At 31.5% G+C, this 15,209-nt stretch carries 12 protein-coding genes; 7 read left to right on the top strand and 5 right to left on the bottom strand.

Annotation, left to right across the window (positions count from 1 at the left end; translation table 11 throughout):
• Positions 1–126: 126 nt before the first annotated feature.
• Complete coding sequence (locus tag H526_RS0103445; protein ID WP_027391706.1) at positions 127–1,980, top strand: DNA topoisomerase IV subunit B; 1,854 nt, start codon at positions 127–129, stop codon at positions 1,978–1,980.
• Between the two features lie 37 nt (positions 1,981–2,017).
• A complete protein-coding gene (locus H526_RS0103440) occupies positions 2,018–4,696 on the top strand; it encodes a DNA gyrase/topoisomerase IV subunit A (protein WP_035084218.1) in 2,679 nt (892 codons plus the stop codon).
• Positions 4,697–4,738: 42 nt separating this feature from the next.
• Here the strand turns inward: H526_RS0103440 and H526_RS28165 are convergent, their stop codons facing one another.
• The 5 genes from H526_RS28165 to H526_RS0103415 all read right to left on the bottom strand — a co-directional run bounded on the left by H526_RS28165 (position 4,739) and on the right by H526_RS0103415 (position 8,276).
• Positions 4,739–5,734 carry a glycoside hydrolase family 11 protein gene (locus H526_RS28165; protein ID WP_051335950.1) on the bottom strand — a complete coding sequence of 332 codons (996 nt, stop codon included), beginning with the start codon at positions 5,732–5,734 and terminating at the stop codon, positions 4,739–4,741.
• A 201-nt stretch (positions 5,735–5,935) separates the two neighbouring features.
• Positions 5,936–6,514, bottom strand: coding sequence for a PhnA domain-containing protein (locus H526_RS0103430; protein WP_027391704.1), 579 nt, complete (start codon positions 6,512–6,514; stop codon positions 5,936–5,938).
• Between the two features lie 22 nt (positions 6,515–6,536).
• Positions 6,537–7,343 carry a TerC family protein gene (locus H526_RS0103425; protein ID WP_027391703.1) on the bottom strand — a complete coding sequence of 269 codons (807 nt, stop codon included), beginning with the start codon at positions 7,341–7,343 and terminating at the stop codon, positions 6,537–6,539.
• Positions 7,343–7,720, bottom strand: a complete 378-nt coding sequence (locus H526_RS0103420; protein WP_027391702.1) for a hypothetical protein — start codon at positions 7,718–7,720, stop codon at positions 7,343–7,345. The genes H526_RS0103425 and H526_RS0103420 overlap by 1 nt, the downstream gene beginning before the upstream one ends.
• 79 nt (positions 7,721–7,799) lie before the next feature.
• The gene (locus tag H526_RS0103415; protein ID WP_027391701.1) at positions 7,800–8,276 is read right to left on the bottom strand and encodes a helix-turn-helix domain-containing protein; all 477 of its coding nucleotides are present in this window, start codon (positions 8,274–8,276) and stop codon (positions 7,800–7,802) included.
• Positions 8,277–8,651: 375 nt separating this feature from the next.
• Here H526_RS0103415 and H526_RS0103410 point away from each other — a divergent pair, with 375 nt between their 5' ends.
• The 5 genes from H526_RS0103410 (at position 8,652) to H526_RS0103390 (ending at position 15,161) form a co-directional block, all read left to right on the top strand.
• The gene (locus H526_RS0103410) at positions 8,652–9,809 is read left to right on the top strand and encodes a M14 family zinc carboxypeptidase (protein WP_027391700.1); all 1,158 of its coding nucleotides are present in this window, start codon (positions 8,652–8,654) and stop codon (positions 9,807–9,809) included.
• A 75-nt stretch (positions 9,810–9,884) separates the two neighbouring features.
• Positions 9,885–10,364, top strand: coding sequence for an Lrp/AsnC family transcriptional regulator (locus tag H526_RS0103405; protein ID WP_027391699.1), 480 nt, complete (start codon positions 9,885–9,887; stop codon positions 10,362–10,364).
• 100 nt (positions 10,365–10,464) lie between these two features.
• Positions 10,465–13,047, top strand: a complete 2,583-nt coding sequence (locus tag H526_RS0103400) for a phosphoenolpyruvate carboxylase (RefSeq protein ID WP_027391698.1) — start codon at positions 10,465–10,467, stop codon at positions 13,045–13,047.
• Between the two features lie 150 nt (positions 13,048–13,197).
• On the top strand, positions 13,198–13,647 hold the full coding sequence (locus H526_RS0103395; RefSeq protein WP_027391697.1) for a hypothetical protein: 450 nt from the start codon (positions 13,198–13,200) through the stop codon (positions 13,645–13,647).
• A gap of 146 nt (positions 13,648–13,793) precedes the next feature.
• Entirely contained in the window at positions 13,794–15,161 is a 1,368-nt protein-coding gene (locus H526_RS0103390) for an alpha/beta hydrolase family protein (protein WP_051335948.1), read from the top strand.
• Positions 15,162–15,209: the final 48 nt, after the last annotated feature.

The raw sequence follows: 15,209 nt of genomic DNA, 5'->3' as shown, positions 1-15,209 counted from the left end.
TAATTAATCCATTGTAGTTCAAATAATCAACAAAAACTTATTTAGAATTGTTAATTACTTTGTAAGAGGACTATTTCAATTTAGTAAGTGAAATCTTATATTAGCAAGCATTCTACCTAAAATTTTATGAGTAAGGAAACTAAATATACCGAAGATAATATACGATCCCTCGATTGGAAAGAGCATATCCGTATGCGACCTGGAATGTATATTGGAAAATTAGGTGATGGATCTTCAGCTGATGATGGAATCTATATTTTATTAAAAGAAGTGCTTGACAATTCTATTGATGAATATGTTATGGGCGCTGGTAAAACGATCGAAATTTCAATACAAGGAGATAAAGTAATTGTTAGAGATTATGGACGTGGAATCCCTTTAGGTAAAGTTGTAGATGTAGTTTCTAAAATGAATACTGGTGGAAAATACGATTCAAGAGCATTTAAAAAGTCCGTAGGGTTAAATGGTGTTGGTACAAAAGCTGTTAATGCCTTATCCACGTATTTTAGAGTAGAATCTACTAGAGATGGAAAATCTGCATCTGCAGAATTTGAAAAAGGAAACCTTACGAATCAAGATACTCTAGACGAAACCTCTAGACGAAGAGGAACAAAAGTTTCTTTCGTTCCTGATAATACCATTTTTAAACATTATAAGTATCGAACGGAGTATGTGGCGAAGATGCTTAAAAACTATGTGTATCTAAATCCTGGGTTAACCATCATTTTTAATGGAGAAAAATATTTTTCAGAAAATGGACTAAAAGATCTGCTTTCAGATAATATTAATGAAGATGATAGGTTGTATCCTATTATTCATTTGTTAGGTAATGATATAGAAATAGCAATTACGCATAGTAAAACTCAGTACAGTGAAGAGTATCATTCTTTTGTGAATGGACAACATACTACCCAAGGTGGAACACATCAAGCTGCTTTTAGAGAAGCTGTGGTTAAGACAATTAGGGAGTTTTACGGTAAGAATTATGAGGCTAGTGATATTCGTAAATCAATTGTTTCTGCTATTAGTATAAAAGTAATGGAACCAGTTTTTGAAAGTCAAACAAAAACGAAGTTAGGTTCTACGGAGATGGGTGGAGATTTGCCAACTGTTAGAACCTATATCAATGATTTTGTAAAAACAAAATTAGATAATTTTCTACATAAGAACTCAGATGTAGCAGAGGCACTGCAAAGAAAAATACTACAAGCAGAACGAGAACGAAAAGATTTATCTGGTATCCGTAAACTGGCTCGTGAACGAGCAAAAAAAGCAAGTTTACATAATAAAAAATTAAGAGATTGCCGAGTTCATCTTACTGATAGCAAAAAAGACAGGAATTTAGAGAGTACTTTATTTATTACCGAGGGAGATTCTGCAAGTGGATCAATAACAAAATCTAGAGACGTAAATACACAGGCCGTATTTAGCTTACGTGGGAAACCGCTAAATAGCTACAATATGAGTAAAAAAATTGTGTATGAAAATGAGGAGTTTAATTTATTACAAGCAGCATTAAATATAGAAGAGTCCTTAGAAGATCTTAGATATAATAATATTGTAATTGCTACTGATGCCGATGTCGATGGAATGCACATAAGGTTATTATTAATTACATTTTTTCTTCAATTTTTTCCAGAAGTAATTAAAGAAGGTCATTTGTATATTCTTCAAACACCACTTTTTAGAGTACGAAATAAAAAAGAAACCATCTATTGTTATTCTGAGCAGGAAAGAAGAGATGCTATTGAAAAATTGTCTGGAAAGCCTGAAATCACTCGATTTAAGGGATTAGGAGAAATATCGCCAGATGAATTTGTTCATTTTATTGGAGATGATATTCGTTTAGATCCTGTAATGTTAGATAAAGATAAGTCTATAGAAGAGCTACTATCTTTTTATATGGGAAAAAATACACCTAGTAGACAAGAATTTATTATCGAAAATTTAAAGGTAGAATTAGACGCAGTAGAAGAGTAGTACTAAAGGAATACAAAAAAGTGCCCCAGAAAAAGGTATGGATATAGAAAACGAAAACGAAGAATTACATAATGAGTTAACCCCAGAGGATCATCAACCTCAGGAAGTTATTACCAAAGTTACTGGGATGTATAAAGACTGGTTTTTGGATTACGCATCTTATGTAATCTTAGAACGTGCAGTCCCAGCAATAGAAGATGGATTAAAACCTGTGCAACGAAGAATTCTTCATTCTATGAAAGATTTGGATGATGGGAGATATAATAAAGTTGCAAATATAGTGGGGCATACAATGCAATATCACCCGCATGGTGATGCAAGTATTGCTGATGCTATGGTGCAGATTGGACAACGAGATCTGTTGATCGATATGCAGGGTAACTGGGGTAATATTCTTACAGGTGATAGAGCTGCCGCATCTAGATATATTGAAGCGCGTTTATCAAAATTTGCTTTAGATGTTGTTTATAATCCAAAAGTTACCGATTGGCAATTATCTTATGATGGTAGGAAAAAGGAACCAATAAATCTTCCTGTAAAATTCCCATTACTTCTTGCTCAAGGGGCCGAAGGTATTGCAGTAGGATTAAGTACTAAAATTCTTCCTCATAATTTTATTGAACTGATAGAAGCTTCAATAAAACATTTACAAGGAAAACGTTTTACAATACTCCCAGATTTTCCAACTGCAGGAATTGCTGATTTTACTAACTATAATGATGGAAACCGCGGAGGAAAAGTTAGAGTGCGTGCAAAAATCTCACAATTAGACAAGAACACACTGGTTATAAATGAGATACCCTTCTCTACTACAACCTCTAGTTTAATAGACTCTATCCTTAAAGCTAATGATAAAGGTAAGATTAAAATAAAAAAAATAGAAGATAATACCGCTGCTGAAGTGGAGATATTAGTGCATTTGCCAGGAGGTATTTCTCCTGATAAAACTATAGATGCATTATATGCCTTTACTAATTGTGAATCATCTATTTCGCCGTTGGGATGTGTTATCGAAGAGAATAGTCGTCCTAATTTTATAGGAGTCTCCGAAATGTTAAAACGTTCTACGGATAATACCTTAGAGCTGCTTAAAAAAGAGTTGGAGATTCAATTAAATGAATTGCAAGAACAATGGCATTTTGCATCATTAGAACGAATTTTTATCGAAAACCGTATTTATCGTGAGATAGAAGAGGAAGAAACCTGGGAAGGAGTAATACAAGCAATTGATAAAGGGTTACAACCTCATATAAAACACTTAAAACGTGCAGTTACTGAAGAGGATATTGTACGTTTGACAGAGATTAGAATTAAAAGAATCTCAAAATTTGATATTGATAAAGCGCAACAAAAAATTGAGGCGTTAGAAGATGATATAGCACAGGTAAAATATCATTTAGAACATCTTGTAGAATATGCTATCTCTTACTTTAAGAGGTTAAAAGATACTTATGGTAAAGGAAGAGAGCGTAAAACCGAAATCAGAATTTTTGATGATATTGAAGCTACGAAAGTTGTTATAAGAAATACAAAACTATATGTAAATAGAGAAGAAGGTTTTGTAGGTACATCATTGCGTAAAAATGAATATGTAACTGATTGTTCTGATATTGATGATATTATTTGTTTTATGGCAGATGGTAAAATGATGATAACAAAGGTGGATGCTAAGACTTTTGTTGGGAAAGACATTATTCATGTTGCGGTCTTTAAAAAGAAAGATAAACGTACTATTTATAATATGATTTATCAAGACGGTAGAGGAGGAGCATCATATGTTAAACGTTTTGCTGTTACTAGTGTTACCAGAGATAAAGAATATGATTTAACCCAAGGTAAGAAAGGTTCTAAAGCAACTTATTTTACTGCAAATCCTAATGGAGAAGCAGAAGTGATTACTATTTTTCTTCGCCAAGCGGGAAGTATTAAGAAGCTGAAATTTGATCTTGATTTTTCTGACTTATTGATAAAGGGTAGAGGAGTAAAAGGAAATATTGTTACTAAGTATAATATTAAAAAAATTGAGTTAAAGGAGTTAGGGGTTTCTACATTGAAACCTCGTAAGATTTGGTTTGATGATACAGTTAGAAGATTGAATGTTGATGGAAGAGGAGAGCTTTTAGGTGAGTTTAAAGGAGAAGATAGGTTGTTGATAATCAATCAAAAAGGTGTTTTGAAGACAATTGTTCCAGAGATTACAGTTCATTTTGGATCTGATATGATAGTTTTAGAGAAGTGGAAACCTATGAAACCAATTTCTGCTATTTACTGGGATGGAGATAAGGAAAGATATTATGTAAAACGATTCATAGTAGAAAATGCGGATCGAGAAGAGACTTTTATTTCCGATCATCAGAAATCGTTTTTAGAAATTGTCTCTACCGATTATAGACCAATTGCGGAGATAGTATATAATAAAATTAGAGGAAAAGATCAGCGACCAAATGATGAGATAAGTCTTGAGGATTTTATTTCAATAAAAGGTATAAAAGCACAAGGAAACCAATTAACTACAGAAAAAGTAAGACAGATTAATTTATTAGATCCTTTACCGTATGATGAGCCGGATGATATTCCAGCAGAAGAAATAGAAGTAGTTGAGGAAGAATCTGTAACTCCAGATTCAAAGATATCTGGAGATGTAGAATCTGGTAATGGTGTTTCGTTAGACGGTGAAGATGATGATGGAGATGGAGAACAGACAAGTTTGTTCTAAAAAGAATATTCTAGTAAATTAAAACAATTGTATTAGTGATTCTTAGTAGACAATTAATTTATCTACTACCTTTTGATTATTGATGTTTAATGAAACAAAGTAAACACCTTTTGTTAAATTAGAAATTTTTGCTATGTTCTCTGTGTTGTCATAGTTTTTTGATAACACCATTTTACCTGAAGTATCATAGATTTTAAGTTTTTTAGTTGTGTTAGTTTTTTTAAACTTTATATAAGCTTCATCAATCGCTGGATTAGGGTAAATCTTAAAATAAGAATTGGGGTTATTGATCTCGTTTATTCCTAGTGTCGTATTGTCTGCAACTATATTAAGTTCGTTAAACTCAAAACTACCACTACTTTGGTATCCTTCTACAACAAAAGAAACTTCGTGTAGTTTTCCTAAATTCATATCAATAGATTCCCATTGCTCAAAATGTTCAGAAATATCTATTGTACCACTATTTCTTGTGTCTCTTCTAATACTAAAATATTGCTGGAAAGTAGCGATTCCAACAATTGATGGTTGATTTACTCTTGTGTTTTCATAAATATCGTAAATACTTCCGTTTATTTCGAAAGACTTTTTTAATACTGCTCCATCAGCCATTGATGGAATCCAATTTCGCCAGTCTTCAATAATATAATATTCTACAAGGGGATCAATAGTCCATCCATAAATAGATAGATAGGAGTTTCCTGAAGAAGTAGAAGGGTTGTAGTTACAGTTATATGTAGCGAAAAAGTTCCCTATTTCTTGATGTTCTTGTGTTTGATTGTACCCTAATCCTCTTCTCGCTAAATAGTTCAATATACCATCCCATTCTCCACTAAATAATGCTTCATTTCCCAGTGTCATGCAAGCAGTTCCTTGAGAATTTTGATTCCATAACTCATATCTAAATCCATCTTCTTCTCCGGCAATTTGTTCTGATCCTGATTGTATACAATAGGTCTGTGCTTTAGTATTTCCAAGAGATAATATTAGAAATAAAAATGAAAGGATAATTCGAAATGTTGATTTGTAAAATAAGTTCATTATAATTGTTTTTTTTATGTTTCAAAAAATTGATTTTAAGTAAGTTGTAACTATTTGCTTAAAGTGATTAATTAACTAGGTAAAATCAAGATAAAATTCTTTAATAACTATGAGAAACAAAAAATATTGAGGATATTGAATATTTTTTTTACTTAAATTTTAAGTAAAAATTTTTCAGTTTTTTGATTATGAATATATTAATTAGGACTTTTTTACAAATTTGGTTAAAATGACAATATGCTGACCACTTACTTTTCCTTCTATATGTTCAGGATTGTCGTGGACTAAAGAAATATTGCGAACAGCAGTTCCTCTTTTTGCGGTAAAATTAGCTCCTTTAACATTTAGATCTTTTATTAAAACCACATTGTCACCTGCATTGAGTAAAGCTCCATTAGAGTCTAAATGCTTAATCTTAGTACTTTCATCATCACCTTCTCCTGTAGCTTTAGCCCATGCTAAAGTATCATCGTCCAGATATAGCATATCTATAAGATCTTGTGGCCACCCTTCAGATTTTAATCTATGAAGCATTCTATACGCCATGACCTGTACGCCAGGGACTTGACTCCACATACTATCATTAAGACAACGCCAATGATTAGGGTTCATTGTAAGAACATTTTCAATTTGATCTTTACAAATAGAGCAAATAAGAATACTAGAGTCTAACCCTACATTTGGAGATTCTGGGATATCATATATTGATAGATTATCAGTAGCACCGCATAATTCGCATGTAGTATGACTACGATCTTGTAATTCTTTTAGTTTACTCATTCTTGATTTATAAGTTGTAAAACTAGCTCTCTTGGCTGCTTAATTTTCCTTTTTTACGTAGTTTAAAGTTGATAAACTCTACAAATAACGAAAATGCGATAGTAAAATATAAATATCCTTTTGGTATCGTACCTACTTCTGAATCAAATATCTGTAAATGTGCTAGATGTGCAGCTTCAGCTATCAACATAAATCCAATTAATATTAAGAAAGATAGTCCGAGAATCTGGATAGATGGGTGTTTGTTTACAAAACGACCAACAGGAGTAGCGAACAACATCATAATTAAAACAGAAATAACTACCGCAATAATCATGATAATCAAAGCATCTGTTGGATTATCACTTAATCCATTAGTCATACCAACTGCAGTAAGTATGGAATCAAAAGAGAAAACCACATTAATCAATGTAATCTGAATAATAGCTTTAGATAAAGAACTTGAACTCTTTTCTTTTATTTCTTTCTCTTCTTCTCCTTTTTCATCTACTTTTTCATGGATTTCATGGACACTTTTGTATAATAAGAATATTCCTCCTCCAAATAATATTAGGGATTGACCACTAATTCCTGCTTCTATCCAAGGAAGATTGATGTGCCAAAAAGGAGCCTCCATTGCTACAAGTAGGGAGATACCAAATAGTAAAACAATCCTCATTACCATAGCTAATAACAAACCAATGTTTGTAGCTTTTTTTTGTTCTTGATCAGGTAATTTACTAGAAGCTAATGAAATAAATATAATATTATCAATTCCTAGCACAATTTCTAGAAAGGTTAGTGTTAACAATGCTATCCAAGCATCTGCTGTTGCGAAAATCTCAAACATTACTTAATTTTTTTGGCAGTTCCTTTTTGTTTATTTTTTTTAACACCTACAAGCCCATATTCAAAAGTATAAGTGTCTTTTTCTGTAGTTAATATTTTCATGTGTATAGCCTTTTCTTCAGCCATGTTTTTTGGGTGAAGTTTTTTTACAATATACTCACAATCATTAATCCAACGAATACTAGCGGTGTCACTTCTACCTTGAAAATAATCAATCTCTATAGAATCATTACGTATAAACGTTGTTTTAGCAAGTTCTCCGTTTAGATATGTCTCAAATTCAAACGTTCCTGTTTGAAATTCTGTACAGTCCCGTTTTTGTTGGTAACATCCTGTAAACAGAGCAGAGATAAATAATAAAAAAATAAATCGTTTCATAAAAGTATAATAACGAGAAACGAAAATAAATCTATTTCAACAGATTTTACAGTAACCAGTATAAAAGTTGTTAAGATATTTAATTCTTATAAACGTCGAAAGTACCATCCTTATAAAAAAATACTATCTGGCTAATATTTTTATTTGTCGAATTAGTTTTAATTATTGGTGCTATTGTTTCTTCTGAAGCATCCTTGGATAAAGGTATATCATTATTAGAATGTGAAAATAGGTCTTGTTCTGATTCCGTTTCGGTAGGTGATATTATTGGAGTAGGAGTTATGGATTCTTTTTGTGCAGGTGTTTCTTGTTCTTGTTTAGGGATTTTTGACTTAGGAAATGATCCTTGTCCGTATAAAAGCCAATATAACTCTGCTTCAGGGTAGGCTTCAGTAATCTTCATAACAAAATCTAGGCTAGGTTTATTTCTACCAGATAAAATATGAGAGATAGAAGAACGACCAACACCCATAGCATCGGCAAACCCTGAGGCCGAGACGTGATAAAATTTCATGATTTCTTGGATTCTTTTTCCAAAAGCTGCAGTGTTTACCATTGTAAACCGTTTTATAATTAGCAATGTGTTACAAAGGTAAACAAACCCTACAAAAGAATAGTTTACAATTGTAACTTTAAGAATAATAAACAATTCTAATATTAAATAAAAACTATAGGTAAACATGTTTTAATTCTTGAAAAACAGTAATTTATGTTACAATCAATGAAATATTACTTAATTCCGTAGTATTATAAATGGATGATTTAACTTTCTGTTTAACATCTTAAACAAACACCATTTTTCAAATGTTTACATCTGTAAATAACACTTATTTACAATTGTAAATACAGCTTAGGTTTACATCTGTAAAAACTAAGCTATTTGTTATGAATCTTCGGTAAACAGTAGTAATTTTGGTTCTTTTATATGCTTATGGATATTAATGAATTATCTCGTTCATTTACTAAATACAAAGAATCAAGGTTATCAGGACGTTACATACATCTGGGTCATATTGGTCCGTTAATAGATAATCTTTCTAATAGAATGACTGTGGAGCTGTTAGGTGTCTCAGAAAATGAAGCACCTATACATCTTATTAAAGTTGGTAATGGTTCCAAGAAGTTGTTGTTCTGGTCACAGATGCATGGAAATGAAAGTACAACTACAAAATCGATGTTCGATTTTTTGAATATGCTATCCGATGACTCTAACGAAGTTTCAAAACAAATATTAGCTTCTTGTACTTTATATATAATACCTATATTAAGCCCTGATGGCGCAAAGGCTTATACTAGGCTTAATCATAATCAGATTGATCTTAATAGAGACGCTCAAGATAGGAGTCAAAAGGAAAGTGTAATATTGAGAAATGTAATTGATAAGATCAAACCAGATTTCGCATTTAATTTACACGGACAACGTACTATTTTTAGTGTAGGAACAACAAATATACCTGCTACTGTTTCTTTTTTATCACCTGCTGGTGATAATGAGCGCACAATTACCAAGTCTCGAAAAATAGCTATGGAGATTATTGCAGAAATGAATTCTGTATTACAAAAGTACATTCCTAATGGTATTGGTAGATATGATGATGGCTTTAATATAAATTGTGTTGGAGATACATTATCAGATTTAGGTGTTCCTACTATTTTATTTGAAGCTGGACATTATAAGAACGATTATACACGGGATACTACTAGAGTTTATATTTTTTATGCATTAGTAACATCTATTCAATATATTTCAATGAATGATGTGCTAGGGAATAAGCATCAGGCTTATTTTGATATTCCAGAAAATGGGAAATGTTTTTACGATATAGTCATTAGAGATGTTATTCTAGATAATAAGAATGTTGATATCGCCATCCAGTATGCTGAAGAATTATCCCAAAATGATATTAAATTCATTCCAAAAGTTGTTAAAATTGATGATTTACGAAATGTTTATGGTCACAGAGAAATTATCGGTAACAAAAGAGTGATATTTAACGAAAACGTTACAGTAGAGGTACTTCCGGAAAATGAGTTGTTAAAATTCAAGTTAAATGATGAATTATTCTCAACAGAATTAAGAAAAAGTTGAAAAAAAGTGTATGAATAGATAATTTTTCTGTTATTTTTGCAATGTAATTAATCGGGAAAATTTATTAGAATTACTATGGCAAAATTTAAATTAGACGAAGTAGATCACCAAATATTAGACATGTTGATCGAAAATACTCGTACCCCATTTACGGATATCGCAAAAAAATTACTTATTTCTGCAGGAACCGTACACGTGCGTGTTAAGAAAATGGAAGAAGCTGGAATTATTGAAGGTTCTTCATTAACATTAGATTATAAAAAATTAGGGTATTCTTTTATCGCTTATGTAGGGATATATCTTCAGAATACTTCGCAAACCAAATTTGTATTACAGAGAATTAAAGAAATTCCTTTTGTGACTGTAGCTCACATTACTACTGGAAAGTTTAATATCTTTTGTAAAGTAAGAGCAAAAGATACTAATCATGCGAAAGACATTATTTTCCAGTTAGATGATATTGATGGGGTATACCGTACGGAAACTATGATATCACTAGAGGAAAGTATTAATGATAAAAAACGCTTAATGCATTCTATTTTCCAAGATTTGTAAAGGGCAATCGTATTAAAACATATAAACCCTTTAGGAAATCATCTTAGAGGGTTTTTTAATGTAAAATAATTATTAATCAACCATATTCGTAACCACAATTATGGCAAGACAACCAAAAATAGATCGTTTTAACCACAACGTTCTTACTAAATATCAGATATACAATAGTATATTTATTACATTACCTTTTGATGAAATCACCAATACAGGTGTATTATTACCTCTTTTTAAAGAAGTTTGTGAAAAAGGGTATGATCAAAAGATGAACCCTTCAGAAATAGTAGAAAACTTCTTTACATCTTATCAAGATGATCCTTCAGACAAGGATAAGCATGATTTGCTGTTTAGATTTATTCAGTATATAGAACGTCAGGTAGTATTGTTTGATGCTATAGAAGATGCAGCGTTTCCGATCGTTAATAATATGGATGGAAGAGGTACGCTACGAAGCATTAAAGAAGAAGCACAAGCAAAAGGACAACTAGAAGAATTAAAGGAGTATTTAAGGAGGTTTAAGATTAGACCAACTTTAACAGCGCATCCTACACAATTTTATCCAGGTACCGTATTAGGTATTATTCATGATCTTGATACAGCAATAAGAGAGAATGATTCTCAAAAAATAAAAAGATTACTAGCACAATTAGGTAAGACAGCATTTTTTAAAAAAGAAAAGCCTACTCCATATGATGAAGCTGTTAGTTTAATATGGTATTTAGAAAATGTATTCTATCATTCTGTAGGGACTATTTATAACTATATTCAACAAAATATATTCAAAGGAGAAGATCTCGAAAACGATCTAATAAACCTAGGTTTTTGGCCTGGAGGAGATAGAGATGGAAATCCATTTGTGACAACAGAAACGACTCTCAAAGTTGCAAAAAGATTACGTAAAACTATATTGATTAATTATTATAGAGATATGCGTAAGTTAAAACGTAGAATTACCTTTGGAAATTTGCAGGATAAATTAGGAGTTCTAGAGTCTGCTTTATATGATAATTTCTATTATGCTAAAACGGCTGAACCTTTATCAATAGATACCTTAATGAATGGTCTTTTAGAAGTTAGAGAAGAATTAATAAGTAAACATCAATCCTTGTTTTTAGAAGAATTACAGGATTTAATTAATAAGGTAAAGATTTTTGGTTTCCATTTTGGAACTTTAGATATCAGGCAAGATTCTAGAGTACATCATGGTGTGCTTACTGAGATCGTAAAGAAAACTAATGATTTAGGATTAGGTTTTTTTCCAGAAAATTACGAAACACTATCAGAAGAAGAGCAGATAAAGGTATTGTCTACTGTAACAGGAAAATTAGATCCTTCAGTATTAGATAATGATATGGCTAGAGCTACCATAGAATCTATTTATGCAATTAAAACCATACAGAATAATAATGGAGAGCGAGGATCAAATCGTTACATAATTAGTAACAATGGTAGTGTTCTTAATGTCATGGAAGCTTTTGCTATGATTAGATTGTGTGATTGGGAAAAACCTACTGTTGATGTAATACCACTGTTTGAAACTGTTCCTGATCTTCGTGTATCTCATCAGGTGATGGAGACATTGTATAGTAATCCAGTTTATATGGAGCATCTAAAGAGTCGAGGAATGAAACAAACTATTATGTTAGGTTTCTCTGACGGTACAAAAGATGGTGGATATCTGATGGCAAACTGGGGTATTTTTAAAGCTAAAGAAGCACTTACAGAGATTTCTAGAAAATATAATGTAAAAGTAATATTCTTTGATGGTCGAGGTGGTCCACCAGCTAGAGGAGGAGGAAATACTAATCAATTTTATGCGTCTCTTGGCCCGACGGTCGAGGATGAACAAATTCAAATAACGGTCCAAGGACAAACCATTAGTTCTAATTTCGGAACACTAGATTCTTGTCAATATAATTTAGAACAATTGTTAGGAGCTGGAGTAGAGAATCAACTAACAGCAAACGAAGCCAATCTTTTTTCTAAAGAGAATAAAGAGACAATGCAAGAATTGGCGGATATTAGTTATCAGACCTATGTGGATTTTAAAAACCATCCTAAGTTTTTACCATATTTAGAGCATATGAGTACGCTTAAATATTATGGAAAAGCGAATATAGGTAGTCGTCCTTCTAAACGTAGTAAAAGTAGTAGTTTAGATTTTGGAGACTTAAGAGCAATACCATTTGTTGGTAGTTGGAGTCAGTTAAAACAGAATGTTCCTGGGTTTTATGGGGTTGGAACAGCCTTAAAAACTTTTGAAGATAGAGACGAATTTGACAAAATAACAAGTCTGTATAAGGAATCAGCTTTTTTTAGAGCGTTGTTAGGGAATAGTATGATGAGTTTGACTAAATCGTTTTTTCAATTAACAGCTTATATGAAAGAAGATGAAGAATATGGCGCTTTTTGGAATATTATACATGATGAATATACACTTACTAAACGCCTATTGTTAAAACTAACAGGATATTCTGAGTTAATGGAAAATGAACCAGCAGGGAAGGCTTCTATCGATATTAGAGAAAATATTGTACTTCCATTGCTAACTATTCAGCAATATGCATTAAAGAAAATCCAAGATATTAATAGAACTGGAGAAGATGCAGAGGATTTAGAAATTTATGAAAAAATGGTGACGCGTTCATTATTTGGAAATATTAATGCAAGTCGTAATTCTGCTTAGGGAGATTATATGTAAAAGATAAACCACAATAACTTCATTATTGTGGTTTTTTTGTTTAGGAGTATCTGATAATAGTATTTGTTATTTATATACTTGAAGCAACTATTGTATAAGTTATGTATCTAATAGATATAACTAAAAAATGAAATAATGAAAGTTAGTTTTTTTTCTCTTATTTTGATGATGGTTCTTTTATTCAGTAGTTGTAATAGTAGCGATTGTGAATTGGTAGTATGTGCTCCAGATGCTTTATTTAGATTTGAAATAGTAAATTCAGATGGAGAAAATGTTATATCAAACGGTACGCTTCAGGTTAATAATATTATGATTTTAGATATAAATAATCAAAATACGATTGATTTCGCCGAAATAAATGAAAATAACACTACTATTTTGGTAATAAACTCGACAAGTATATCTGCGGGAACAACTGCTTATTCAATAGAAATTTCTAATTCGGAGTTATTTGCTTTAGAATTAACTACAGAACGAATTAAAGGAGAATGTTGTGATGTGATCAATTTTAGTAATTTAGAAATACAAAATTCCGAATTTGTATTTGATCAGGATACAGGTGTGTATACATTTTCATTAGAGTAATATTCGCTACAATAGTTTAAAATGATTTTCGAAAAGAATGAGTTTTATTCATTCTTTTTTTTGTTCATACCATTTACTAACTAAAATAGTATAAATTAGTTGAGTATAAAATATATACTATTTTAGTTTATAAAACATTCACACAAATGGATAGAATATTTATCATCTTCTCTTTTTTCTTTTTTACAGTTTTTTCGTTTTCTCAGGATGTTTCTGGAGATTGGATTGGAGAAGTAAATGTTAATGGAAATAAGTTAGAAATAGCTTTTAATATAGAAAAAGTTGCTAATGATTATGTATCAACACTTAGCATTTTAAAACAAGGATTGAGCGGCGCTAAGGCTTCAGCCACAGTTTTTGCAGACTCAATAATTACTATTTCATTTCCCGATCTTAAACTAGAGTATAAGGGAAAACTTAATGATAAGATGGAGATTATTGGTAATTTTTCGCAAAGCGGTCATCCTATTCCTTTAGACCTTAAGAAAGGAACTATTACATTAAATAGACCTCAAGAACCCAAACCACCATTTAATTATCATTCTGAAAATGTAGTATTTGTTAATAAAGATGATAACGTGAAGTTAAGTGGAACACTAACAATGCCGAAAGAGAAGGGTAATTACGCTTTGGCTATTATAGTTAGTGGTAGCGGTGCACAAAATAGAGATGGAGATATGTTTGGTCATAAACCATATTTTGTGTTGGCAAATGAATTAACAAAGAACGGAATAGCTGTATTTCGTTTTGATGAAAGAGGTGTGGGCGAATCGGAAGGAGATTTTAATATGGTTACCATAGACGTCTCTGCTGCTGATGTCAAGTATGCAATTGATTTTTTAAAAGAAAGAAAGGAATTTAGTGATTCTAAAATAGGACTAATAGGTCATAGTATTGGTGGTATTGTCGCTCCTAAAGTTGCTGTAGAGAAAGGTGATTTAGATTTTTTGGTTCTACTTGCTGCGCCAGGAATAAACGGGGATGAATTAATGCTTTTGCAAAAAGCTGCTTTCGAAAGAAATCTTGGAATAAATGAATTACAAATTCAACAAGGTCAGAAAGTAGTAAAGGAAGCTTATGATATAGTAGTGAATTCTGACTTAGATAATATTTCATTAAAAGACAGTATTAACTCGTATTACTCTAATAAATATGGAGCGCTATTTCCAGAGAATCAAAGAAAAATGTTGGTAGAACAGATTACTGGTTCAGAAGTAGCTAGTTTTATTAGGTCCCAACCTGCAGCATATTTAGAAGAAATTGATATTCCTGTGTTAGCTCTAAATGGAGATAAAGATCTGCAGGTTTCAGTAAAAGAAAATTTATCCGGAATTAAAAATGCCTTAGCAAAAGGAGGTAACCAAGATGTAGAAATTGTAACCTTAGAAAATCTAAATCACCTTTTTCAAGAATCAGAAAGTGGTTCATTAAGCGAATATGCCGAAATAGAACAGACTTTTTCTCCTAAGGCGTTAACCTTAATAATAAATTGGGTGAAAAGGAAAACAAAATAAAAGATCCTCTTACTTATTTTGTAAAATAGTAGGAATGAATAATCTAAT

This window comes from Aquimarina latercula DSM 2041 (assembly GCF_000430645.1).
In the GTDB taxonomy this organism is placed as follows: domain Bacteria; phylum Bacteroidota; class Bacteroidia; order Flavobacteriales; family Flavobacteriaceae; genus Aquimarina; species Aquimarina latercula.
The sequence above is the reverse complement of the archived record's forward strand: the minus strand, read 5'-3'. Positions and strand labels throughout refer to the sequence as shown.